At 31.9% G+C, this 26,313-nt stretch carries 20 protein-coding genes; 11 read left to right on the top strand and 9 right to left on the bottom strand.

The window, feature by feature from the left end:
- Positions 1–78: 78 nt before the first annotated feature.
- Positions 79–2,475: an outer membrane beta-barrel family protein gene (locus Q0975_RS11175; RefSeq protein ID WP_299436571.1), complete on the bottom strand. Its 2,397-nt coding sequence runs from the start codon at positions 2,473–2,475 to the stop codon at positions 79–81.
- Between the two features lie 234 nt (positions 2,476–2,709).
- On the opposite strand from Q0975_RS11175, the gene Q0975_RS11170 reads away from it, so the two are divergent.
- Both Q0975_RS11170 and Q0975_RS11165 read left to right on the top strand, forming a co-directional pair.
- Positions 2,710–3,771, top strand: a complete 1,062-nt coding sequence (locus Q0975_RS11170) for a histidine kinase (RefSeq protein WP_299436568.1) — start codon at positions 2,710–2,712, stop codon at positions 3,769–3,771.
- A complete protein-coding gene (locus tag Q0975_RS11165; protein WP_299436565.1) occupies positions 3,768–4,469 on the top strand; it encodes a LytTR family DNA-binding domain-containing protein in 702 nt (233 codons plus the stop codon). The genes Q0975_RS11170 and Q0975_RS11165 overlap by 4 nt, the downstream gene beginning before the upstream one ends.
- Positions 4,470–4,629: 160 nt before the next feature.
- Here the strand turns inward: Q0975_RS11165 and Q0975_RS11160 are convergent, their stop codons facing one another.
- Both Q0975_RS11160 and Q0975_RS11155 read right to left on the bottom strand, forming a co-directional pair.
- Positions 4,630–5,343 carry a hypothetical protein gene (locus Q0975_RS11160; protein WP_299436562.1) on the bottom strand — a complete coding sequence of 238 codons (714 nt, stop codon included), beginning with the start codon at positions 5,341–5,343 and terminating at the stop codon, positions 4,630–4,632.
- Positions 5,344–5,390: 47 nt separating this feature from the next.
- The gene (locus Q0975_RS11155) at positions 5,391–6,137 is read right to left on the bottom strand and encodes a trypsin-like peptidase domain-containing protein (RefSeq protein ID WP_299436559.1); all 747 of its coding nucleotides are present in this window, start codon (positions 6,135–6,137) and stop codon (positions 5,391–5,393) included.
- A gap of 210 nt (positions 6,138–6,347) precedes the next feature.
- On the opposite strand from Q0975_RS11155, the gene Q0975_RS11150 reads away from it, so the two are divergent.
- The 3 genes from Q0975_RS11150 (at position 6,348) to Q0975_RS11140 (ending at position 9,067) form a co-directional block, all read left to right on the top strand.
- Complete coding sequence (locus Q0975_RS11150) at positions 6,348–7,376, top strand: histidine kinase (protein WP_299436556.1); 1,029 nt, start codon at positions 6,348–6,350, stop codon at positions 7,374–7,376.
- A 1-nt stretch (position 7,377) separates the two neighbouring features.
- Positions 7,378–8,079, top strand: a complete 702-nt coding sequence (locus Q0975_RS11145; RefSeq protein ID WP_299436553.1) for a LytTR family DNA-binding domain-containing protein — start codon at positions 7,378–7,380, stop codon at positions 8,077–8,079.
- Between the two features lie 121 nt (positions 8,080–8,200).
- The gene (locus tag Q0975_RS11140) at positions 8,201–9,067 is read left to right on the top strand and encodes a tetratricopeptide repeat protein (protein WP_299436550.1); all 867 of its coding nucleotides are present in this window, start codon (positions 8,201–8,203) and stop codon (positions 9,065–9,067) included.
- Positions 9,068–9,153: 86 nt separating this feature from the next.
- Here Q0975_RS11140 and Q0975_RS11135 read toward each other — a convergent pair whose 3' ends face one another.
- The gene (locus Q0975_RS11135) at positions 9,154–10,008 is read right to left on the bottom strand and encodes a LamG-like jellyroll fold domain-containing protein (RefSeq protein ID WP_299436548.1); all 855 of its coding nucleotides are present in this window, start codon (positions 10,006–10,008) and stop codon (positions 9,154–9,156) included.
- 85 nt (positions 10,009–10,093) lie between these two features.
- Entirely contained in the window at positions 10,094–10,789 is a 696-nt protein-coding gene (locus tag Q0975_RS11130) for an aspartate/glutamate racemase family protein (RefSeq protein ID WP_299436545.1), read from the bottom strand.
- 132 nt (positions 10,790–10,921) lie between these two features.
- Between Q0975_RS11130 and Q0975_RS11125 the strand changes: the two genes are divergently transcribed.
- From Q0975_RS11125 to Q0975_RS11115, 3 genes are all read left to right on the top strand, one after another.
- The gene (locus Q0975_RS11125) at positions 10,922–11,821 is read left to right on the top strand and encodes a LysR family transcriptional regulator (RefSeq protein ID WP_299436542.1); all 900 of its coding nucleotides are present in this window, start codon (positions 10,922–10,924) and stop codon (positions 11,819–11,821) included.
- Positions 11,822–12,183: 362 nt separating this feature from the next.
- Positions 12,184–13,749: a lytic polysaccharide monooxygenase gene (locus Q0975_RS11120; protein ID WP_299436540.1), complete on the top strand. Its 1,566-nt coding sequence runs from the start codon at positions 12,184–12,186 to the stop codon at positions 13,747–13,749.
- A 969-nt stretch (positions 13,750–14,718) separates the two neighbouring features.
- On the top strand, positions 14,719–16,998 hold the full coding sequence (locus Q0975_RS11115) for a lytic polysaccharide monooxygenase (RefSeq protein WP_299436536.1): 2,280 nt from the start codon (positions 14,719–14,721) through the stop codon (positions 16,996–16,998).
- A gap of 25 nt (positions 16,999–17,023) precedes the next feature.
- On the opposite strand, the gene Q0975_RS11110 is transcribed toward Q0975_RS11115, so the two are convergent.
- Positions 17,024–17,254, bottom strand: coding sequence for a hypothetical protein (locus tag Q0975_RS11110; RefSeq protein ID WP_299436533.1), 231 nt, complete (start codon positions 17,252–17,254; stop codon positions 17,024–17,026).
- A gap of 453 nt (positions 17,255–17,707) precedes the next feature.
- On the opposite strand from Q0975_RS11110, the gene Q0975_RS11105 reads away from it, so the two are divergent.
- The 3 genes from Q0975_RS11105 to Q0975_RS11095 all read left to right on the top strand — a co-directional run bounded on the left by Q0975_RS11105 (position 17,708) and on the right by Q0975_RS11095 (position 20,990).
- Positions 17,708–18,808 carry a helix-turn-helix domain-containing protein gene (locus tag Q0975_RS11105; RefSeq protein ID WP_299436530.1) on the top strand — a complete coding sequence of 367 codons (1,101 nt, stop codon included), beginning with the start codon at positions 17,708–17,710 and terminating at the stop codon, positions 18,806–18,808.
- Between the two features lie 111 nt (positions 18,809–18,919).
- Positions 18,920–19,480 carry a hypothetical protein gene (locus Q0975_RS11100; RefSeq protein WP_299436527.1) on the top strand — a complete coding sequence of 187 codons (561 nt, stop codon included), beginning with the start codon at positions 18,920–18,922 and terminating at the stop codon, positions 19,478–19,480.
- 100 nt (positions 19,481–19,580) lie between these two features.
- On the top strand, positions 19,581–20,990 hold the full coding sequence (locus Q0975_RS11095) for a S41 family peptidase (protein WP_299436524.1): 1,410 nt from the start codon (positions 19,581–19,583) through the stop codon (positions 20,988–20,990).
- Positions 20,991–21,264: 274 nt separating this feature from the next.
- Here the strand turns inward: Q0975_RS11095 and Q0975_RS11090 are convergent, their stop codons facing one another.
- The 3 genes from Q0975_RS11090 to Q0975_RS11080 all read right to left on the bottom strand — a co-directional run bounded on the left by Q0975_RS11090 (position 21,265) and on the right by Q0975_RS11080 (position 26,304).
- Positions 21,265–22,509, bottom strand: coding sequence for a serine hydrolase (locus Q0975_RS11090; protein WP_299436521.1), 1,245 nt, complete (start codon positions 22,507–22,509; stop codon positions 21,265–21,267).
- Positions 22,510–22,595: 86 nt separating this feature from the next.
- Positions 22,596–24,395 carry a serine hydrolase domain-containing protein gene (locus Q0975_RS11085; RefSeq protein ID WP_299436519.1) on the bottom strand — a complete coding sequence of 600 codons (1,800 nt, stop codon included), beginning with the start codon at positions 24,393–24,395 and terminating at the stop codon, positions 22,596–22,598.
- Between the two features lie 58 nt (positions 24,396–24,453).
- A complete protein-coding gene (locus Q0975_RS11080) occupies positions 24,454–26,304 on the bottom strand; it encodes a serine hydrolase domain-containing protein (RefSeq protein WP_299436516.1) in 1,851 nt (616 codons plus the stop codon).
- Positions 26,305–26,313 lie beyond the last annotated feature (9 nt).

The following is a 26,313-nucleotide window of genomic DNA, read 5'->3' as shown; positions in this document are numbered from 1 at the left end:
AAGTACGCTATGCTCTTTTATCAATAGATCTAAGCTTATAAAAGCAGCTATTTTGTTGATTATCTCTTAAATTTATAATTACAAGAATTTATCTTTTTTCTCATTAGCATCACGTTTTTTACGTTTTATATTTTTATTTTTAATCCCAAAACGATATGACAATCCTAAATATACCGATTGACTATCTTGCCTAAACTCTCCTTCTTGAATAATTGTTCGAAATGCATTAAAAGCAAAACGCTGGGTCTTAAAAATGTCATTAAAATTAAGGTTTATAGTACCTTTTCCTTTTGCAAAGTTATAGCGAGCGCCTGCATTCATAAAGAAATTATCTTTAAGTTCATATTGTAAAACACGCTGCTTACCAGAATACAAAGTGAATAGTTGAAACGAAAGTTTTTCTGTAGCTTTAAAACTATTACTGATCTTAATATTGAATAGGGTGTTTTTTACTTCTACTTCTTCATTTTCAATAATCCCTTTTTGTTTTCTTGTGTAAATATCTACACTTCCGTTATAACGCCACCAGTCATTCACCTTGTAATTTGTAGAAAATTCAAAACCAAAGGCATTTGTGCTATCAAAATTAGCGTAATCCAAAATCAAAACTGTTGGGGTTTCATCATCAAAAAAACCTCTTCTGTTAATTTCATCACTAATTCTTCTGTAAAACCCTCCAAAAGTTAAACTACCTCCTTCTTGTTTTCTGGTGTAGTTTAGCTCTACTGAATTAGTAAACTGTGGTAATAAGTTTGGATTTCCTTTTAAAATTATTTGTGGTGTACTTATTTGCCTGATTGGATTTATTTGGTTTAATGATGGTCGGTCTACACGTCTACTAAAACTAAGTTGATAACTATTCAATCCATTTTCATTAGGAGTATATTTTAAAAACCCAGAAGGATATATATTAAATTGTTTATCGGAAAAGGTATTAGCCTCATCCCCTACTTCTATAAATTTATTATCGGTGTTATATCGCTCTAACCTAAGCCCAATATTATATTGTAATTTTTCCCATTTCTGACTAAATGTGGAATAGAATGAATAGATATTTCTATCAAAATTGAAGTTTGAATTTCTAAAATCTATGCGATCACTTACATAAGAATTCTCTACTGAGTTAATACGTGTTTCTAACCCTAATTCTATATTAGAATTTTCATTGATAGCATTTTCGTAATCTAGGTTTATTACTGTGTTATTTCGATTATCATCAATAGTCTCTTGATAATTATTAATAGGGGTATTACCAAAAAAACTAAAGGCATTGGCTGCTTCGTTAGTTATACGATTATAATCAGCCTCTAATTCCAAAGAATGGTTATCAGAAAAGATGTGTTTATAATCAACATTATAGGAAGCACTTAATGTTTCAGTATTTAAATCATCTAATTGATTAAAATTTTGTTCTGGTGCAGTAAAAAAACTAATATCTTTTTTGCCATCAGACTGTCGCTTAGCTATGTTCTGGTTTGTGTAAATAGAAAAGGTGTTTTTATTATCTATAAAATAATCTAAACCAACTTTAATTAAATGTGATGTTTGATTATTAATGTTTTTGGTTAGCTGATTCGTTTCTTCTATTGTACGAGTTACAGTTCCGTTTGTTACTCGATCTCCAAAACGATTACCATAATTTCCATAGGCATTAATTTTTTTATTGTTATAATTAAGATTTAATGCATTATTATAACGTGATCGTTCTCCATTAGTAAATCCAAGATTTACAGATCCATTTAAACCTAAATTGGCATTCTTTTTTAGAGTGATATTAATAATACCACTCATACCTTCTGGATTATATTTTGCCGAAGGATTCGTAATTAATTCAATAGTTTTTATAGACGTTGTTGGTATTTGTTGTAGCAAATCCCTTGGGTCAATATTGGTAGGTTTTCCATCAACAAGAATGCGAACATTATCATTACCGCGAAATGATACACCTCCTTCTTGGTTTATACTAACAGAAGGTATATTATTCATAATATCACTAGCAGATGCACCAGTTGTGGTTAAATCTTTACCCACATTAATTACTTTTCTATCTATTTTTTGTTCGATGGTTGAGCGTTCTGCTGTAATTTCTACGGCATCAAGCGATAAGGCATCCTCAACTATGGCAATGTTGCCAAGATCTATAGTTTTTTTGTTCGCAGATAAATTTACTTCAAGCTCTTTCTCATTATAACCTATGTATTGAAAAGCAATCATGTAATTGCCATAAGGGATTTTTTTAATTGAAAAAAAACCATTATCATTAGTTATTCCTCCTGTAGTAATCTTCCCCTCTTTTTTAATTATGACATTTACATACGGTAATGGTTCTTTTGTTTTATTATCTAAAATTTTTCCATTTATAATTGCTGTTTGAGCGCTTAGTAGAGAAACAAAAAACAAACAAGGTAAAACCAAAGCTATATCTTTTATAATTTTTTTTCTTTTTGAAGCAATTAAATTTTGAATACTTTTCATTTTAATGCGTTTAAATTTTATTTGATTTTTAATATTGCGAGCAAAATACCTTAAGAAATTGCTCATTTCTTGTAGCGCAATCAAATAGGGATTTAATGATGTTGAATAGCTGATTTATACCCTCTGAATAATTTTGTCTACACTAACCGCACTTTAGACATCTCTAAATAGGTATTTGTATTCATGTGGAGAATAACATGAGTATAATTCGTATTTTTATTATAAAATAATCGGATGCAACAAAAAATTCAAAAGCTTTTAGAAACCTCAAGATTAAAATATCTTGTTTTTGGGGTAATTATTTTTGTGTTCTCTGCATCCACATCGAATTGGTATCACACTACGACTTATGAGCTACTTATCACTTATACCATACGTACAGTACTACAAATTGCATTGGCGTTTGTTATTATTGAATTCTTAGTCCCTTATATTTTAAATAAAAAGAAAACCTCGCTTTTTGTGATCACTACAATCATAACCTTGCTCATCTTTTATTCTGTTTGTACCTTAACTTATATGTACTACTTTGAAGTAACATTTCCCTCTACGTATACCAATTACATAAAACGATTTACAGATGCTTCGTTTTTAGGCAGGCTAACAAATGTGAGTGAGTTTATATCGAAATCATTGTATTTATTATATCCGACATTTTTAATAATGGTTTTTAAGCTTTATCAGGAAAAACAACACTTGCTAGAACTTAACCAACAGAAAAAAACTGCTGAACTAGCTGCATTAAAACATCAATTAAATCCACACTTTCTTTTCAATACCCTAAATAACCTTCATGCATTAACGCTTAAAAAATCTGATGATACATCAAAAGTGATTGAAAAGTTATCACATATTTTAGATTATATTTTATACCGATGTAATGATGAGTATGTTACTCTTGACAAAGAAATAGAACTCATTAACAACTATTTATCTTTAGAAAAAATACGTTATGGAGATAGGGTCAAAATAAGTTTTACGCAAAATGTAAACGGTGATGAAAAAATAGCACCTCTTTTGTTGTTGACCTTTGTCGAAAATGCATTTAAACACGGTGTCGCTCAAGAAATTAATCAAGCTAATATTGAAATAGAAATTTCAAAAGAACATAAGCAGTTGGTCTTTTCGATAGATAACAGTGTTCCACAAACCATAAAAAAGAAGGAGAAAGTAGCTTCAATAGGATTGAAGAATATAAAAGAACAATTAGAATTGTTGTACCCCAAAGCGCACAATTTAATTATTAAAAATAGTTCGAGTTCATTTTCTGCTTATTTAAAACTAAATGTTATATGACCTACAATTGTTTGATAATTGACGATGAGCCTTTAGCAAGAGAATTGATTGAAACCTATTTAGAAAAACTACCAAACTTTACACTTATAGACTCTTGTAAGAATGCTATAGAAGCTAGTTCTGTGTTAGCAAAAGAGAAAATTGATCTGTTGTTTTTAGACATAGAAATGCCACAATTAAAAGGTGTAGATTTTTTTAGAAGCCTAAGCCATAAACCCGAAGTTATCTTTACAACTGCCTTTCGCGAATATGCCCTAGATGGATTTGAGGTAAATGCAGTAGACTATTTATTAAAGCCTATTTTTTTTGAACGTTTTTTTTCTGCCATTCAAAAATTTCTAAAACTAAAGGAAAAACATATAGTAATAAATAATACAGAAAACACTAAAAACACAGAAGGTATTTATGTAACTAAGGCAAAGAAAAAAATACGTGTTTCTTTTGACAATGTACTATATATAGAAAGTTTAAAGGATTATATTAAGATTCATTTTCTTGATGAAACGCTAACTGTAAAAGAAAGTATTTCAAGTTTTGAGAAACGCATTGACCCTAGATTTATAAGAATACATCGTTCTTATATTGTAAATAAGAATAAAGTCACTGCATATACCAAACACGATATAGAAATAGGTGAAATAGAACTACCTATAGGTAACAGTTATAAGCATAATATGATAGACTTGAATGACTTTTAAAATCATCTCATTTCATACACATTGTGCTTCCCTCCTATACTTTCGACACTTCGACAGGCTCAGTATGACAGCTCAAGACTAGCTGGCTAGTACACGTATCCGCCGAAATGAAATGATGGAGGATTACAGTATATGTGGCAATATCCAAAAAGTCACATATTCAATTTTTGAACTTTGGCAATAACCCGAACTGATGTACATTTTTAATTCCGAGATTGTTCATTTTAAGACTCTCTCGATAAAATTCTCTATACTTTTCTTCATTATTCCATTCGGATATATTCATATAATCAGGCGAATAATAATTCGTTATTGACGATATGCCATCATATAAGTCCAATATTGTTTTGCCTTTATATTTCTGTATGAGGCCTAGCCAATTATTCTTGAATTTCTTAAACTTTTTCTTTTCATCGCTCCAATAAAATGTAATAACATAATATTTTCCTTTTTGAAAAGAGAAGGACAGATCTCTTGGGACTTTAAAAAATACTGCATATAAACTAGCCCAGATTTCCCTTCTTAACTCATGAAAATCTGGAAATTCTTGTACTAACTTTTCCATAGTATCTTCTCTGTTTTTTAGTGAATCCCAACGCCCAAACAATATGTGATCTGGTGTATGATTTCCTTGCAAAGCTGGATAGTCAATATGTATTTCATAAGGAATCCCATGATAACCTAATTCAAAAGCTCTTGGCACGAGTTTTTCAAAAAACCTATTTTCCGTTTTCTCAGAAACATTATCAGCATTGATTCTGAGTAGCACATCAAGTACTTGGCCTTTATCTAATTTAATAGTCACCTTTGATTGCCCAATTGCTAAATTTGAAAACAAAACTTGTATAATTATTATAATTAATACTTTTCTCATAAATCTTTTTGATATATAGATTTGTTGTTGTTATGAAAGGTTTAAGATCACTCTAATTGAGAAATAAATTCAATGGTATTTTTCATACTGGTAGCTTGTATAAAAACCTCTTTAGTTTTTTCATCTTCCCAACCAGAACTTACCAAAGCCACTACTCTTCCTTTTTTATCTACTACAGGCGAACCACTTAATCCTCCTAAACTTTTAGGCCCTTCTATCTGCTTTAAATTATAGTAATTACCCTCTATCTCATTAAACTTATAGGTATACACTCGTTGTGGGCCAACACTGTCTTTATATGACCAGCCAATTACATACACATTTTCGTCTTTTTTAAGTGGCTCTTTTCTAAATTTCAAAGGTTTATACTTTGTTTTATTTTCTTTAACAGAAAACACTAACCAATCATTAAAAGTGTCCCAATTGGTATCCAAATAACTCCAGGTAAGTGAATCTTTTTTATTTGTACTTAAGAGTTTATCTAAAATAACATAGTTCTTACTATCATTTTTAGGATGCATTCGCCATTGTTTTAATTCTCCTTCAAAATCAACAAACTTCATCTTGTCTGTTTTTGCCATGATAAGAATATGTTTAGCGGTAACTCCATAGGCACGATTTTCATATTCTACCAAAAATCCATTAGATGCGTTTGGATTATCAAATGATGAGTCTTTGTAAGAGACGTTATTTATTAAGCCAATTGGTGTATCGTTTAATCTTTTTATAGATGAACAACTAGACAATGTTCCAACAATAAACATTATTGTAATTATTATTTTAAATCTTAACATAGTAGGTTTAATTTTTAATAAGAATTGCCAATATAGAAAACAACGGTTGCCATATTTCATGAAATAGACGAAATGGTAATAACTGACTAAGTATAGCGAATACCTTCTTATTTTTGCGTTTTTATACAGTTATCTCCCCTTCGTAGACTTAGGGTAAATAAACATATACTTTATAATTATTAAAATTATAATTTATCTATATTTCAAAATATGAATTTTAATAAAAAGATTATCCAAACGCATATAGTTTTTTGGATTATAATTTTCCTCTTTTATGTCTTTGCTTCTAGTAGTTCTGAGTTGTTCGAACAATCTTTAGAAACAACATTATTTAAGTTCCCTTTAATAATCATGGCTGCTTACGCCTTTAATAATTGGCAGGTACCGTATTATCTAAAGAAAAAAAAATATCTTGCCTTTGGAGGGTCTATGATTTTTATGATCATACTATCCGTATTTTTATTTAGGTTAATAGGATATTATCATTTGGACAAGTACTGTTCTGAAGGCCCTTACCCATTAATTAGTTTTGTAGATTTTCCTTTTTCCATGTTTTCGTTTCATTTTCCGGCATTGATTATGTTTTTTTTTAAAACTAATAAAGAGCAAGAATTAGAAAGGGAGAAAATACTTCAGTTAGAAAAAGAAAAAATAGCTACTGAACTTAAATATCTAAAGGCGCAGCTTAACCCACATTTTTTATTTAACACATTAAATAATTTATATTCTTATGTGATAGCCAAATCTCCTAAAGCACCAGATATGGTATTACAACTTTCTGAAATATTAGATTATATTCTATACAAAAGTCAACATCAATCAGTTCTTTTAACAGAAGAAGTACATACTATAGATAATTATATAGCTTTAGAGCAAATCAAATATGGTAAACGATTACAAGTGAAATTTGAAAAAAAACTTTCTAAAAATGGATTATCAATAACACCATTATTGCTGTTATCTATAGTAGAGAATGCTTTTAAACATGGTGTTAGGGATAGTGTAGAAAAACCAAAAATAAAAATAGAGTTATTGCAGTTAGATACTCATATAGAATTTAGTGTTTGGAATACAAAACCAAATACTGAATTCAGTAATCAGACAGAAACCTATAAAAACGGAATTGGTCTTACCAATATTCAACGACAATTAGATTTAATATACCCAAAACAACATACTTTTAAAATTGAAGAATCTGATATGTCTTTTAGCTTAAAACTAACTTTAAACATACATTAATATGGTACGATGCTTATTGGTTGATGATGAATCTCCTGCAATAGATTTACTGAAAAATCATATAAAAGCACTTAATGATTTAGATGTTATAGCTAGTTGTTACAGTGCTGTTGAAGCTTTCGAAGTACTAAAAAAAGAGGAGATAGATTTGCTCTTTTTAGATATCGAAATGCCCGTTTTAAAAGGGTTAGATTTTCTAAAAACACTACAAAACCCTCCAAAAGTAATTATTACTACGGCTTATAGAGAATATGCTATAGAGGGATATGATTTAGACATTGTAGATTATATATTAAAACCTATTTCTTTTGATCGATTTGTAAAAGCTGTTGATCGCTATTATGAAAGAACTCAAGTGACAAATCAATCAACAAAGTACCAAAAAGAAAATAATACATTTTTCTATGTTAATGTAAATAAGAAACATATTAAAATTGTATTTGATGATGTTCTATATATTGAAAGCTTAAAAGATTATGTTAGGATTCATACCAAAGATCAAAGAATAGTAGTAAAAGGTAATATTGGCAAAGTAGAAAAACAACTTCCTTCACATCTATTTATTCGTACACATCGTTCTTATATTATAGCTATAAATAAAGTAACTGCTTATACTCAAAAAGATGTAGAAATAGAAGACTTCGAGATCCCAGTAGGATCAAGTTATATTAAGAAGGTCTCTTCAGTACTAAAAATGTCTTAATCTAAGCAATTGCTATACCCTTTTTCTGTTTTTATCATTACTTAACCCACCATTCTCTATTTTTTAAAAAAGCTATGTATGATGCATCTATTTTTGACATAAATTAATTAAAAAAATAATTATGTTAAAACAGTTAAGCACTATATTATTAGCCATTTGCCTATGCTCTTGTCAAACACAAAAAACAGAACGTGAAATCGAAGATGAATTCGTAAAAAAATATGCACCTTCGGATTTAAACGCCTATGGATTTACATTAGCAGTAGATTCTAAAGTACCAGAAGTACATCAACTCTTAAACGACCTAGAATTAAACTTTTATTTTTATGGTAACAAACAAGAGTATCAAAAAAAATCAGCAAGAATTATTGAATTAGATCCCAACTACCCAAGTGGTGTTTTAATGAGTGGTTTTTATGTACAGGATCCAGAAGAATATAAAAAACTGGTTACTAAAGCCTACAATCTTTCTAAAAATTCTACATTGAAATCTGAACGGAATCTAATACAGGCAGAGTATTCACTTTTGGTAGAAGAGGATTACCTAAAAGCTCAAAAGTATTTTCAAAAAGTAGTAGATATGTATCCTGATAGCGCCGCTGCTATTTGGTCTTTAGGGATGGCATATTATTATAATGATGAATATGATAAAGCCTTGGAATGTTACCAAAAGAGTACTGAATTAATTCCTAATTTACCTAAAGGATATGAATTTATGTCGGTTATGTATTATCAAAAGAAACAATATAAGAAGGCATTAGCATATCTAGAATTGGCTAAAAAGCATGGAGCAAAAACTAAAAATGACATTTATTTTGCAGAATACGAGCACATCGCTTATTACAAAAATGGTCTTTATGAAAAAACAATGAAGTCTATTGAAAAGGCAAAGACCTATGGAAAGTACTTTGAAAACAGTGAAAGCTTGAAAAAAACGTACGAAGCAGCTAAAGTAAAATTAGATTCAATTCAATTATTAAAACTGTGAAGGAATAAATCAATAACTCTCTACTCTTGCTTTGAGAGTTATTGATTCTATATTTTAACTATTATTCCATGCAGTCTTCTATATGTTTATCTAAATAACGTTTTTATTCCATTTTTTAATTCGTAAACAGATGTTACTTCTTTAGGATTTAGTGGCTTATCAAAAATAGTCAGTTCGTCCATCAAACCAATGTATCCTAAACCTAGCATGATTTTTCCTTTTTTTACTTCCCATGTAAAAGGATCATCAACATCTTTTATAACACCCATAAATTTACTGTTAAGGTATAATTTGAATGTAGGTTTTGTTGTGTTTACTTCTGTAAAAACAATAGCAATGTGAGTCCATTTTCCTTTCTCAAAAGGAGGTTGTTTTACAGTAACAGTGCGCTTTTTCCACTTAGTTTCATCGTTTTTATTTTCTGGATTCCAAACATCTAAATCTCCCATTGCTCCTAGTCTAAATTGTCTTGGGCTATCATCTGTAAAATCTACCCATAAGGCCGCATCATTGTATCTAACATCTGTAATGCATATTGGGTCACAATAACCTGGTGCTAAGTCTTTGTTGGGATCTAATAGCAACCAAAATGATATGGTACCGCTCCAAGATGTACTATTATACCCTACATTTTTATAAGCCTTATAAAAAATAGCAGAGGTGTTTGCCGTTTTAAAGTGAAGCGCATCACCAGTCAGACCTTTATTTTTAGCCAAAACTACATCAGGATTATGCAAGCCTGTTTTGGCATACGCCGTTTTTTTATAGCTTTCGGCTGTATACATCATTGCATCACCCACAGCTATATCGGCAGTTGTTTTTCCGTCAAAAGAACTGTAGAAAAGCACATGATCTTTTAATTGTTTCTCTTGCGAAAAAGAAATAGCTGTAATTAGTAAAAAGAATTGGCTAACAATAGATAAAGATATCGTTGTTTTCATGATTTTTTGATTAAGGATTAATAGTATCCGCTGTTTGTTTTATTTTGGAATTCTAGTAGCTATATTAAAATTGTTCCAATCATTATTACTTATTTATACTCCATTCAACAGCTGTATGCGCATGAATTTTTCCTGTGTCAAAAATTGGAATATCCACGTCTGATTTTGAAATTAGTAGAGGTAATTCTGTACAACCTAAAATAACACCTTGTGCACCTTGTTTTTGTAGTTCTTTTATTACCTCAATAATTATTTGTTTTGAAGTGTTTGTAAATTGCCCTTTTACTAATTCGTTATAAATGATATCATGGACAACTTGTCTATCACGTGTATCAGGAATTAAAATATCTAGCCCAAAATCATTCATCAATGTTTTAGTATAAAAATCTTTTTCCATCGTAAATTTCGTTCCTAATAATGCTACTTTTTTTAAACCTGCTTTTTGGATAGATTCGCCAGTCGTTGTAGCAATATGCATAAACGGGATACTTACATTTTCATAAATATAATGACTTACTAAGTGTATGGTGTTTGTGCAAAGTAAAATAATATCCGCTCCTGCCCTTTCTAACTGTTGCGCTGCAGCTTTCATGAGTGCTCCTATGGCGTCCCAATCATCTTTAAAAGTTAATCGTTCGATCTCGGCAAAATCAACTGACACCATCACACATGTTGCGGAATGTGAGCCTCCGAATAGTTCTTTTACTTTGGTGTTTAAAAACTCGTAATACAGTTTTGATGATTCCCAACTCATCCCTCCTATCAATCCTATTGTTTTCATAATCTTACAATTAGCTTACACAAAACTATAATGAATAGTAAGGTTTATATAGTTTTGAAATTGAGATAATTGAAACTGTAGTTGAAATTATTTCAACTATAATTTATAACCAACTATTCTATCTTTGTAGGTATGGAACTCAAATATTACAGATTAATAAAAACGATTGCAGAAGAAGGCAGTATTGCTAACGCTACCGAGCGGTTGTTTTTAACACAGTCAGCTTTAAGTCATCAATTGCGTGAGTTAGAAGAGCGTTTAGGCTTTAAAGTTTTTTACAGATCTAGAAATAAGTGGGAATTGACCCAAGAAGGTTCCGAATTATATAAATTGGCTAACAAGCTATTCCAGTCTATTGATGAAGGTTTTAGTAACATCAAACATATTATGGAAGGTTCCAAAGGTGCTATCAAATTGAGTGCTGAATGTCAGTCGTTTTTTCATTCTATTCCATCTTTCATTCAAAAAATGGGAATGCTTTATCCAGAAATTGACATAGATGTTACTCTTGGTGCAACACATCAAACGATATCACAAGTATTATCTGAAGATATAGATATTGCTATTGTTACATCTAAACCTACTTCTGAAGAATTGACAAGTATTAAAGTTTTTGAAGATGAGATTTTTGCTGTTATACATAAAGAAAACCTACTCAATAGCTTGGAATATTTGGAAGCAAGTCATTTTTCTGATATACACTTATTGATAAATTCTTTTCCTTTAGAAGGTGTATCTGTTTATGAACACTTCTTAAAACCTAATAAAATGAATCCTAAAAAGATTTCTGCTATTCCATTTACCGAAATTACACTATCAATGATCGAAGCAAATATGGGGATTATGTGCGTTCCAAAGTGGCAATTAACTCCTTTTAAATTATCTGAAAACGTTGTTTTTAAGCGCATTAGTAAAAATGGTTTAAAACGTAATCATTACTTAGTGGTAAAAACAAAGTATAGAAATAAGAAGTATATCCATGATTTTATATCCAGTTTTGAAGAAGATTTTTTAGAAGTAAAATCCATATAAAATTTGTCTGATGAAGTTTTGGTAGATGAACGCATATTTTTAGTTTTTCTGTTTGGCAGAATCACTAAATTCTATGTATCATATATCAAACTGTGAGTAACTATATAAAAGCCAATTTGCGTCTTATTTCTAATAAAACAAACATTTTGTTAGGAAACTGTTGGAATGAAATCTGTATTAATCCCAGTATAATAAATTAAAAGTGTTTTTATTTTATATAATGTTTCTTTTCTCCAAGATTTTAATCAAATTCATCAAGCCATTTATAACCTTTTCGCAATAAACTGACAAAATTTAAGTTACGAAGACATTATCGCTATGGTTATGTAGCGATGAAATCGTATAACACAAACTATCACGTCATGAAAAGAAAAACTCTAAGAAACCAACATGTAAAAAGAAGATATTGGCAGACTTTAATTTGTCTCTCCTTATCATTAGCTTTTGTACAATCTATATCTCCTCATGGAACGGTCACCAGCCCTCCTAGCCGGGTTTGGACTTGTTTTCAAGAAAACCCTGAAAGTCCAGACTCACCTGCCTGCCAAGATGCTGTTATTGGTTGGGGTACACAAGCTTTTTATGATTGGAACGAAGTTGCCAGAATGGATGCTAACGGAATGCATATGGATATTATTATGGATGGTAACCTAGCCAGTGCTGGACGACCTGACAAATACGGAGGATTGGATCAAGTAAGAGATGATTGGGTCGCAACATCGGTTACTCCTGGTCCATTTACGGTAACTTGGACTAATTCTGCACCACACGAAACCTTGTATTATCGAGTTTATATTACAAAAGCAGATTGGACACCAAATCAACCACTCACTTGGGATAGTCTAGAACTCCTGGTAGAAACAGATCCTAGACCAGCAGCTGAAACTGATAATATTGATGTGGTATTACCTGCAAGAACCGGTAAGCACGTAATCTACAGTATTTGGCAACGCTCACTTACCGGAGAAGCGTTTTACTCAACAAGTGATGTTGATTTTGGAGCAACATCAGAACCTTTACCTCCTATTGCTTCTTTTACAAGCGATAATGGAAGATGTGGTGGTCCTAATGTTAGCTTTAGTGCAGCTGATTCTTATGATCCTAATGGAGATCCATTGACCTATTCTTGGGATTTTGGAGATGGAACAACTGCTGAAGGTGTTGAAGTTTCTCATACATATACTAACTTACAGAGCGCTACAGTTACATTGACTGTTAGTGATGGGGAGTTTAGTAGTGGTGCCGTAGAAACAATTAACTTAATAGCAGATACAGAATGTGAGGAAAACCCTTGTACTTTTGATACACCAAGAACAGCTCCTTTACCTACATTAAACGAAACTTATAACTATGTATATGTGATTGGTGATAATGGACCTGATTTTAGTGATCTTCAGAAATTTTTCATCAATTGGGATTTAAATAACCAGGGCTTATATAATTTTGATTATCAAACTGTAAGTACGTATACTTCGTTTATAGAAATGTCTAATAATTTTGCAGAAGCTAATCCCGAAGTGACCTTTGTAGATACTGAAATTGAAGGATTAGATGGTTCTTATTACGTTACTGTAGATAATGGTAATTTTGTCATGGTTTCTAAAACAAAAGGATTTACGATATATTTTAGTTTAACGGACTCAGAACCTTCGTGTGCTACGCTATCCGTTGGTTCTTTTGACGAATTAGGGCTTACAGTATTTCCTAACCCGTCAAACTCTGTAATCAATATTTCAGGAACTTCTAGCCTTAATGGAGCTATCGTACAACTTGTAAGCCTTACCGGAGCAATACTTAAGTCTGATCGTATTTCTGAAGTATCTACTTATACAATTGATGTAAGTGATGTGGCTTCAGGTTTATATTTATTGACTTTAGAATCAACAACAGGTAAAAAATCAATGACCAAAGTTTTTGTGAATGAATAAGGTATATAGTTAGAAGAAAATACTTTGTTAACTAAAAATTTTGGCAAAACAAAAGCCCTCAACATATTGGGGGCTTTTATTTTATAACATTACTTACACATTTTTATCTACTCATTTTTCAAAGTGTTTAAAAATAGAAACTCTTAGAAATATGTTAAGTGAATCATCCCTTTTATTCCATAATTGTCTATGAGAAAAAATATTGTCTGTTATTTTTTAAATAATAATTTAACTATTTTTATAATGTATGTCTACAAATTATTTCAAAAAACATTTTTTTTCATAATAAATCTGCCGATTTTTATCATTAACGTATATATTTTTACTTAAAAACTAAGGTTTTTGAGCTTGATTTTCTTTTTTCATTCTTAGTCTCTTCTTAACATAAGATGAATATGAACTTATAGTATGCAGTCAATATAATTTTAATACTCTTCTTGAAACACTATGATAGTAGTAAATTATGATATAATTGTTATATAAATAACAACTGTTAAGACTTTATAAAGGTGTCTAAACCAATAATTTCATCTAATTATTCTCTTTTTAGTAAACAATTTTCATAAATTTAAAAGAGACTCTGTATTAATATATGGTTAGCATGTTAATTGGCTAACAATCAAATTTTGTTTGCTATTTATGATAGACGACAGTAAGATTAAAAATTAATAATAATCGTTTCATTTAACCTCTAAAATTTATGTTTGATATGTTTTTTATCACGTAATAAAGCGAAATATAAATAAACAATGATGCGCCGCTGATGGCACATAGTTTAGTAAATCGGCTAACATTGGCTGTACTAATTTTTCGCTTTTTCAGAGTTTTCCATTAATAATATGTCTGTTATAAACTAATAACAAAGAACGTATTAGCACAGAAGCTAAAGCAAACTATACGAACGCACACAGTGCCACTATTTTTTTGACCAATCGGCACAAACCATAATTCTTAAAACCTAAAACTATCATGAAAAAAAAACCTCAAAGAAATGAGATCCTAAAAACTATAGGTTTTCATTTAAAAAGACGTTCCTTACAGATCCTACTATGCACAGGGCTGTTCTTAATTCCTAATCACTCAGTTTCTCCACATGGAACAGTAACAAGTCCACCAAGCCGGGTTTGGATTTGTTTTCAAGAAAATCCTGAAAGTCCAGACTCACCTGCCTGCCAAGATGCAATCATTGGTTGGGGTACACAAGCTTTTTATGATTGGAACGAAGTTGCCAGAATGGATGCTAACGGAATGCATATGGATATTATTATGGATGGTAACCTAGCCAGTGCTGGACGACCTGACAAATACGGGGGATTGGATCAAGTAAGAGATGATTGGGTAACGACATCGGTTACTCCTGGTCCATTTACGGTAACTTGGACCAATTCTGCGCCACATCAAACTTTGTACTATCGAGTTTATATTACAAAAGCAGATTGGGCACCAAATCAACCGCTCACTTGGGATAGTTTAGAACTCCTTGTAGAAACAGATCCAAGACCAGCTGCAGCTATTGATAATATTGATGTGATTTTACCAGCAAGAACCGGTAAGCACGTAATCTACAGTATTTGGCAACGCTCACTTACTGAAGAAGCATTTTACTCAACCAGTGATGTTGATTTTGGAGCAACATCCGAACCTTTACCTCCTATTGCCTCTTTTACAAGCGATAATGGAAGATGTGGGGGCCCTAATGTTAGTTTTAGTGCGGCTGATTCTTATGATCCTAATGGAGATCCATTGACCTATTCTTGGGATTTTGGAGATGGAACAACTGCTGAAGGTGTTGAAGTTTCTCATACATATACTAACTTACAGAGCGCTACAATAACACTTACTGTTAGTGATGGTGAGTTTAGTAGTGGTGTAACAGAAACGATTAGTTTAATTATAGACCCTGACTGCCAAGAAATAATTTGTCCTTTTGATACACCAAGAGCAACGGCATTACCTTCCATAAATTCCTCATATGAAAATGTTTATGTATTAGGAAATAATGGACCAAATTTAGATAATGTTGCGAATAGTTCTATCAACTGGGATTTAGGAAATAATGGTTTATATCAATTTTCTCTAAGTACCAACAACGGTATTCCAGATTGGTATAACAATTTAATATCTGTTTCGACTCAAAACTTTAATTCCGCGGAACCTCAAATCACTATTTCAGGTTCAAGTTTTGTTGGCTTGGATGGTGCATATTACGCCACCGTTGACGGAGATAACCTTGTATTAGTTTCTACTACTGGAGATTTTACTATTTATTTTAGTAATTCGGCAACTGCTCCTGATTGTGATGATCCTACAGGACCTACAAATACCGCTCCTGTTGCAGCTATAACAGCGAGTCCAAATACTGGAGTAGCTCCATTAACAGTCGTTTTTGATGCTTCTGGATCCACCGATGCTGATGGAGATTTATTAACATATAGTATTGATTATGGAGATGGTAATTCTGGAACAGAAATCACTTCTACTCACGTATACAACGTAGGAGAATATATTGCTACCCTTACCGTAGATGATGGTAATGGTGCTACTGACACTGCTTCTATAGCGATAACAGTGGAAGAAGATATCATTATCGGACCACCGACTGGTGATTGTACTTTTGATACACCAATAAGCACTTCATTGGTTAATGTGAATACTTCTTATGAAAATGTGTATGTATTAGGTGTTGGCGGTCCAAATTTAGACAATGTTACTTTGTTTACTCTAAATTGGAATTTAGCTAATAATGGTTTGTATCAGTTTTCATTTAATTTAAATACCGCACCTTGGTATATTGATTTTTCGGATGCTACTCAAAATTTTAATGAAGAAAGTCCGCAAATTTCTTTAACGGGTACAGGTATTTCTGGTTTAGACGGAGATTACTATGTAACTATTGACGAAAGAAACTTTGTATTGGTGGCAGATGGATATACTATTTATTTTAGTAATTCATCAACTGCTCCTGATTGTACAACAGTAACAAATAGAATGAACAATGAGGACGAGCCTTCTTTTAGTATGTCACCAAATCCAGCAGTATCAAGCATTTTTATACAAAATAAAACAGATCTGAAGAATAGCTTAATCACGATCTCAGATCTCAGCGGAAAGGAAATAAAATCATTACAAGTAATTGAAAACACAAAAAGTATGGTTATTGATGTTTCTGATCTTAAAACCGGACTGTATTTAGTGCGGATTTTAGATCGCTCAGGCTCTAAACGTGTCCTAAGATTATTAGTTGAATAATGATCATGTTTGAAAATAATTCGAATTAGTAGTGTACTTCTGGTAATGTAATCAGTGTATTCCTACCCACTATTTTCACAAAAAACGACCTTCTAAATATAAGAAGGTCGTTTTCATTTATCTTTTGGTTTAATCCAGGATATAGTTTATAAAAAAGATAATTATCTCTGGATAAGACATTAAAAAAGGAAAGTAATGTTGCTTCCATTTTTAGATTCAAAGTGTTCATTTTTTTGGTTGATAAATTTCGACTCATTTTATGGCTTTTGGAATCCAAGTTCTTGTTGTCACAGTTTCCTGTGCATACTCCTTAAAGTCAATTGTTTTTCTTCCTATAATAATTTTGTTATTGGTGATTTCAGCATTATTAGGATTATCCAAAACTTCTGATAATAAATACTATACCATGTATTTATGAAATAATAATACCATTCTGCACGAATTTGATCTTATACTGTCATCAAGTCGCAAGATAAATATTACATTAATTAAAAAAAACATTTAGTTCATTGGTAGCTATTAATGTAACTAGTCATACCTCCAATAGATATTAGAAGCTGATTTTTGATCAATTATAAAAACTCTTGTAATATCTCAGAATATTTATAGTTATTGGTATGGATGTATAGCGTATTGAAGACATGAAAGATTCATGCTAAAATAATTTACGCTTCTCATTGAATTTTAATGTCGTTAATTTCTATAAAGATTGAATAAAATAATATTAGACATTGTTATTATTGCTATTATCGCTAGTGGAATTGTAGGATATTTTATTAGTATTGCATTAGTTACTAGTTCTTTTTATAAGAGTCGTGCTAACAACTATCTCGCCTTATCAATATTCTTACTAACAAGTTTGACTCTTCTAGGGTCATTTGATATACAAAATATTGTTTTAGAATTTTTAAATAATCCTACAATGGAGTATCTGTTTGGAGTTACTTTATTTACCTATTTTCTGATTCAAATTCAGCATAAATATCTTAAAGAAAGTTGGCGTAAATTGCTCTATCTTCCTGTTATCTGTTCTTTTATTATAGAAACTGTTTTTTATTTAGGAAATGTTCTTAACCTTTATAATATAAGTTTTGATGATCTGGTATTTGATATTATGGACCAAGCATCATTTGCCTATAATACATTTTTAATTCTTTGGGGAAGGAAATTAATAAAAAGAGCTACTACTATTTCTGAAGATAAAAAACGATGGTTACTAAGATTAAACCTTTTTATTGTATGTGTTATTATATGTTGGCTTTTATCCAACATAGAATTTTATGTATTCGATTCAGAATATACCACGGATTTTTTATGGATATTACTTTCTTTTTTATCGTGGTGGATATTGTACTATGGAGTGTTCAAACTACAGATAGTTGTTCAAAAAGACGAAATACACCAATATTTAATGTCAAAAACATCGAATGATGTTCAAACAAAAAAGAAAGTAAGCGAAACAACAGCTTCTAAGATCATTACTCAGCTCTATATAATAATGGAGGAAGAAGAGTTATACAAAAATCCTCTTTTAAGTCGATTAGATCTAGCAACTCGATTGGGAACAAGTGAAGGGTATTTATCACAGATTATAAATCAGGAAATCAATAAAAGCATCATTCAGTTTGTAAATGAATATCGAATCGAAACTGCTAAAAATCTATTGCATAATCCGATATTTAATAAATATTCTATTGAAGCCATTGGTATGGAATCTGGTTTTAAATCTAAGAGTGCCTTCTATAGTATTTTTAAAACTAGTTTAGGGGTATCTCCAGGAGCTTATAGAAAACTTCAAAAAACGTCCTGATTCGTATAGTTCTACTGTTTTAGCACTTCTCCCGTCGCAAAATTACTTTATTATTTTTTTGATCCTGATACTTTTACATCAGTAAATCAAAAAACATAAATAATGTTTCGTATGAATAAAGTAGTTTTTATTTCCATTTTAATAATGAGTTCCTATTTCGGGTTTTCTCAAAATATACAAGAGGTATCCGTGGAAAAATCAACCTTTGGAATTCAAATCGGAGTTATGGGCGTGTGGGTTCATAATGAATTAAAAATATCCAATCAAGTTGCTTTACAAAGTGAAATAGGAATAGCAATTGTAGGTTTATGGACGGATGGTAATGATACTCAAGTTGGTAATGGTTATTCATTACCTATAGTAGCATTAGAACCTCGTTGGTACTATAATTTAAAAAAACGAGCAAGTCAAGGTAAAAGAATAGATGGTAACAGTGGTAATTATATATCGTTACGAGGTAGTTACTATTTTTATGACCATTCTGATACTGGTACTAATAGAAATTTATCTAGTCATCCATTTACAGCAGTAAGCTGGGGAATTAGAAGAAATATTGGTAATCATTTTAATTATGAAGTTGGAGTTGGTGGTGGGATTGGTTTTGGAAACGAGACTGGCAGAGAAATTGGTTTGACACCTTATATTAATCTTAAAATTGGATATCGTTTCTAAATACAGTCTTATAAGAATTAGGTTCTATTTTCTTCAGTTTTAGTAAAACGCTGCCTTAGTATTTACACAATATTTTACTTCACAAAAAAAATCAAAAATTATGATATTACATATAATCAAAAAAGAAATCCCTTTCGTTATTATTAAAAAATGGCCTGTATGTTTCTTGCTGCTATTTATTTCTTCTTGTCAATCAGATGATGATACCACTCCACCAGCTAAAGATTCGATAAACGGTTTTTGGTTATCCGCTGAAAAAGGATACATTTTTGAGTTTACAGATGGTAAAGATGTATTTTATAATATAAATGCTGTAGGATGTTCCATTCAGGATGATGATTTTATTCCTGAAGATTTTTTTGGATTAAAATTGGACCTAATAAATATAAATGAGCTAATAGCCTCTACAGATTTATCGGATTCAGAAGTGAAATTTACTAGATTATTAAATCAAAATCCATTTTGTCTCCCTGATCAGGTTTCTGAAACAAAAGATCCAAAGGTAAATTTTGACCATTTCTGGAATATTTTTAATGACTACTATGCTTTTTTTGAAACCAGAAATGTAGACTGGTCTCAGTATGAGAGTTTGAGAGATCAAGTAACAGCGGATAACTTCTATGATGTTTTAGAAGAGTTAGCATTTTTGTTAGAAGATGGACATGTAAGTATCTACGATGAAGACAATGGCATTGAAATTCAATCAGGAGATCCAAAACTACTGGAAAGACTCAATGAGAACCTAAGTGGAGATCTCATCATAGAAAATTATGATGATTTTTTTGATCTTGGGAATGAAAAATTAGCAACCATTGTTACCGATTATTTAGGAGGAGATTTTGAAACAGATGAAAATGAGAATATCATATGGGGATTGATCAATGATGATATTGGATACATTAATATCATAACAATGGAAGGATATGGAACTAATTTTATTGATGAACTCTCAGCATTAAATATTGTATTAAATAGAATGATGAATGATCTTTCAGCATCCGGAGTTTCTAAACTAGTTCTCGACATGCGTTTTAATGATGGTGGCTACGATACAGCGGCGTTAGATATGGTTTCTCGTTTTATGGATCAAGAACGAGTTTCATATTTCAAAAAAGCTCGATTAGGTAACAGTTTTACAGAAAATAAATCTTTTTCCGTAGGACCTAAAGGAGATTTTCAATTCACTGGAGATATCATATTACTTACGAGTCCATTTACCATAAGTGCAGGAGAACTTTTAACGCTATGCATGAAAGATTTACCATATGTAACCATCGTGGGAGAGAACACAAATGGTGCTTTTTCTACTATTCTAACACATATCTTGCCTATTGGCGCAGAAGTAGGATTATCTAATGAAATATATAGTGATGCACAGGGAGAAGTTTTTGAAGTAGTTGGTATTGGTCCCCAAAATCAAGAAAACCGAGTGCCATTTTTGTCAACCTCAGATTTCGAAGAAGGAATAGATAGTGGAATAGATCGTGCTATAGAAATATTAGAAAACTAAATAATTTATATACACAATAAACAAAGCTGTCTATAAGAAGATAGCTTTGTTTACTTCCACTTAAGCATAGGATGTTAAACATAAAAAAATTATAGCTATTCACATCAGGATTCTAGATACATTTACTCCTCGTTTTCTGTTTTTTTTAGTATTGTAAGCATTTAAAAATAGAGTCAATACAACTATTAAAAGTAGTTTCCTTTTCTGTTTTTCATAGTTTATAATTGTCTACTAAGGTCTAGATATTTGATGTACTATATCTTTGTTGGTCATTTTATTCAAGATCAAATAGTCCTGATTTGGAAAGCTGTCGAGAAATGACTTCAAGTTGATTCCTTTGACGATCAGTATTAGAAGTTCCGAAAAATGCAATAACCAAATCTTTCGAAGGTGATATATAAAGGCCTTGACCTCCATGTGCTCCTTTATAAAAATCACCATCATCGAATACTGCACCCCATTGATAACTGCTATATATCGTTTCTTTAAAATTCCGTGAAGTCTCCTTGAGGTTTTTATTTACATTCCGTATTTTAAATAAGTGCGCATCAGAAATTATTGGATTGGCACTCTTTCTACCACTAGGCGTAAAAGCAAGACCAAATTTAGCAAGATCTCGAAGTGTTGTTGACATGCCATCAACATATGAAGCAGAGGTCCCATTCTTATTGATTGCTAAAAGGGCACTATGTTCTGATCCTATCTTTCTCCATATTTCCTGTTCCACAAAATCACGAAAAGGAAGATCACTAATTTTTTCAACAAGTAGCGTTAATACCATAGCATCGGCATTCGACCATTGGTACTCCATTCCTGATGGCGTAGCAGACTTTGCTGTAGCTAAATCCTTAATGGGGTCAAAACTCACCTCATACGTATCCAATGGGACACGATCAATTCCGGAACTCATGGAAAGAATATCTAGTACCGGAACACCTTCCCACCCTGAATTTTTAAGGGCATCAAAATAGTAATCAATGGGTTTGCTAGTATCGATTAAACCTCTATCCTCCAAAATAGCAATTGAAGTACTCACAAAAACTTGGGTTATTATCATATTAATATGCAAATCGGTTGGGAACATTCTCGGGTAACCTTCAAAGACGATTTTGCCTTTATGAATTATAATTAACCCATTAACTTCTACTTGCTGTACATAGTCGTTTAATGATAGTCCACCTCCTTTTTTTAAATCTGTTGAGGTAATGAAATTTTTCACATCATCTCTCGGTGTTTCTTCAAGAATTTTTGGTGTATCTGACCTAAGTATGCGTGAATGATTCTTTATTTCGGAGAAGTTTAGGTAAAAATACCGCTCGGTATCACCATATACCGTCCAATCCCCACCTTCATAAATATGTTTATGGATTGCGTAAATTTCTTCTTTTGTAAATCCAGAATAATTATACGTTTCATATTTTGGAGGTGCAGTGTTTAAGGTATCAGAGTCCTTTTTTGACTCGTTTTTACATGCAAGAAAAAGAAGTATTAAAAGTAGTAGTCCTGTTATGTTTTTCATAATGTTCTTAGTTTATAAATGTTTGGAATGACTTGTTAATTACTATTTCTATCATAAAGCACTATTAAATTAGATGAAAGCTTGTTTCATTCACTTTTTTGTAATTCCTTAAGTATATGCTTGGCATTGTTATTTTGAGGATTTAATTCAAGTGATTTCGTATAATTTAAAATTGACAAATCTGTTTCTCCTGCTTTCATACAGGCTTCTGCATAACTATCATATACTTTGTAACTATCAGGATAGAGCATCATATTCACTTTGAAAGTGTTTAGTGATAGTGTCATTCTATCGGAGTGGTAAAAATCATAACCAATGTCATTTATATAGCCTTCTGTCACACTTGGATGGGTAGGATCCAGTTCCATTAAATTCTTATAGGCTACAAGTGCGTTTTCAAAATCGTCTTCAAGAAGGAATTCCACGGGATGCTTTTTATAATTGGGAACCTTAACTATTGTTGAAACTAAGGCCCCATCGTTTCTATTCAGATATTGTAAATTGATCGTTCCATTTTTAGCATCTGATTTAAGCTGAATAAATCGGCTGGAATTTCTTCGGGCGAAAAGGCTATCGGATACTTTAATGAGTTCTACTCCCTGTTCGTCAAGTATGTTTTTGTAAAACAGTTGATTGCCCTTTTGATAGATTTCCACAATTACTTCATCGGATTGGTACCTCCCTGCAATTTCTTCAACTAATGACTCTTCAATTTCCATTTTTTGATGAACCGAAACAAAATTACTCCAATCATACGCCAGGGCTATAGAGCGCATCACTTCAGCATTAAATTCGGGAAAAGTTGAATTTGTAAACACCACCACACCATAACCTTTGTCTCTATGAGCCATAATCTCAGCATAAAAACCTCTATTCCATCCGTGATGCCTTAAGTAGATTTCACCGTTTTTATTGAAAAGCTGAAACCCTAACCCGAGTGTAGCTGACCATCCAGAATTACGCACTCCATATGGTGTACCCATCAATTCTGTCAGCTCTTTTGATTGCTGTATATGGGTTATAAATTTTGCATAGTCCTCGGCAGTTGTCCATAATCCATTTGAAGCCATAACAGGATAGATATGTCTTCTGCCTTTTACCACGGAGCCATCTTGTAAATAACCTGTTGCTACCTTCTCTAATTGCGCTGCTGTAAGAGATTGACTAAATGTGCTGTTGTTCATTTCTAAGGGTTGTAGCACAAGCTCATCCATGATTTCTGGAAATGTTTTCCCCTCAACATCCAGCATCATTTGTTGTATGGACACATAGCTAGCGTATGCAAAACGAACACTTTCGCCTGGCTCTTTATTTACTGTTATTGGCTCGTTTGAGGCTGGAGGAGTCCCATTCAGAATCTCTACAAGTGTTGGAATTTTTGCATTTATATTATATGATCCCGTACCACGAGGATGTATTCCGGCAGAATGATTTAAAAGATTTCTTATAGTGACTTTCTTTTCTTTGGTAAACTTATTTTCTGGCACTTTCCAAGATTTTAAGTAGCTGTTAATGTTTTCATCTAAGGCTAAATTATTTTCTTCTGCAAGTCGCAATGCTCCGTAGGCCGTAACCGGCATAGTAGTTGCTGCTGCCTGGAAAAGGGTTTGTTCTGTCACAGGGACTTTACTTTCTTTATCCACGACACCATAACCTTTTGTCCATGCAATTTTACCATCATGTATTACTGCAATGCTGACACCTGGAATTCCATAGTGTTTCATACGTTGTTCTATAGACCATGTGGAATCACCTTCTATATATACCCGAGTTGTGAGACCTGTTTCTACCTTTTTAATTAAATCAATTGCAGTATCGGTATTTGATTGTGATCCACATGATTGTAAAAGAATTATGATGAAGAGAACTGAGACACTATTTTTCATATTTTTTTATTTATAAATGTTTGTAACCTGAAATCCATTCAAAAAATGGAAGTTCATTTTATTCACTTTTTTGTAATTCCTTAAGCTTATCCTTAGCATTGTTATTTTGAGGATTTAATTCAAGTGATTTCGAATAATTTAAAATGGCCAGATCAATTTCCCCTATTTTCTTGCAGGCTTTTGCATAACTGTCGTATACTTTAAAACTATTTGGATAGAGCATCATATTCACTTTGAACGTGTTTTGTGCTAATTTCAATCTATTCTCGTGGTAAAAACTATCACCAAGATCATTTAGGTAGTCTTCAGTAACTGTAGGATAAGTAGCGTCATGTTCTTTTCTGGTTTTATATGCATTAAGTGCTTTTTCAAATTCACCTTCAAGAAGAAATTCTACGGGTTCTTTTTTATCAGTATCCATCTTTATATAGGTTGATGCTATTGACCCATCGTTGTTATTAATATAATGTAAATTGAGCGCTTTGTTTTCAGAATTTGGCATGAATTGCATAAGTCGAGTATAATTTCTTCTCACAAAACTACTATCCGAGACTTTGACTAGTTCTTCAGGTTTTATGTTAAGTATATTTTTATAGAACAGTTTGTTGTCCTTTTGAAAAACTTTTAAAATTCTGCCATTGGATATATATCTACCATTAATTTTATCGATTAAAGACAGTTCAATTTCTATTTTCTTATATACCGGAACAAAACCATCCCAATCATAGGCTAGGGCTACAGAACGAATCACTTCAGCATTGAATTGTGGAAAATTGGAATTAGTGAATACAACCACACCATAACCTTTGTCTCTATGAGCCATAATCTCAGCAAAAAAACCTGCATTCATTCCGCCATACCTTAAGTAGATTTCATTGTTTCTATTTTGAAGTTGAAACCCTAACCCGTGTGAAGCTGAGCTAGCTGGCCAACCAGAATTCTGGGCTCCAAATCGTGTGCCCATTAATTCTGTTAGATCTTTTGATAATCCTTTAGTACGCTTACCTTTTAGGGTTTGCTGTATGTTGGTTATAAATTTAGCATAGTCTTCAGCGGTTGCCCATAATCCAAATGCAGCCATTGAAGGATATATATTTCTTCTACCTTTTACCATAGAACCATCTCGTAAATAACCTGTTGCTACCATCGTTAATTGTTCTGTAGTAAGTGATTGGTTAAACGTACTGTTGTTCATTTCTAAGGGTTGTAACACGAGTTTATGCATAATCTCTGGGAATGTTTTCCCCTTACCCTCAACATCGAGCATCATTTGTTGAATAGGCACATAGTGTTCATATTCAAAACGAACACTTTCACCAGGCTCTTTCTTTACGGAGATTGGCTCATTTTTAGCTGGATAAATTCCGTTTAGTATCTCCACAAGTGTTGGCGTTTTTTCATTTATACTATAGTTATGTCCTCCTATTATACGAGGATATATTCCTGAAGAATGATTTAAAAGATTTCTTATGGTTACTTTCTTTTCCTTGGTGAATTCATTTTCTGGCAATTTCCAAGACTTTAAGTAGCTGTTAATGTTTTCATCTAATGTTACTTTGTCTTGTTCTACAAGACGTAATGCACCATAGGCTGTTACAGGAATACTCAGTGCTCCTGCTTGGAAAAGTGTTTGTGTAGTTACTGGGGTTTGACTTTCTTTATCCACGACACCGTACCCTTTTGTCCACGCAATTTTACCATTATGTATCACAGCAATACTAACACCTGGAATTCCATAGTGCGTCATACGTTCTTCTATAGACCATGTTGAATCACCTTCTATATATACCCGAGTTGTGAGGCTAGTTTCTACCTTTTTAATTAAATCTACTGTAGTATCCGTATTTGATTCTTCTGCACATGATTGAAAAAAAATTATGATTAACAGTGCTGAGATTATATTTTTCATGTTTTCTTC

The sequence above is a fragment of the uncultured Aquimarina sp. genome, assembly GCF_947500065.1.
Taxonomy (GTDB): domain Bacteria; phylum Bacteroidota; class Bacteroidia; order Flavobacteriales; family Flavobacteriaceae; genus Aquimarina.
Note: the sequence above shows the minus strand (reverse complement) of the source record. Positions and strands in the feature narration are given on the sequence as shown.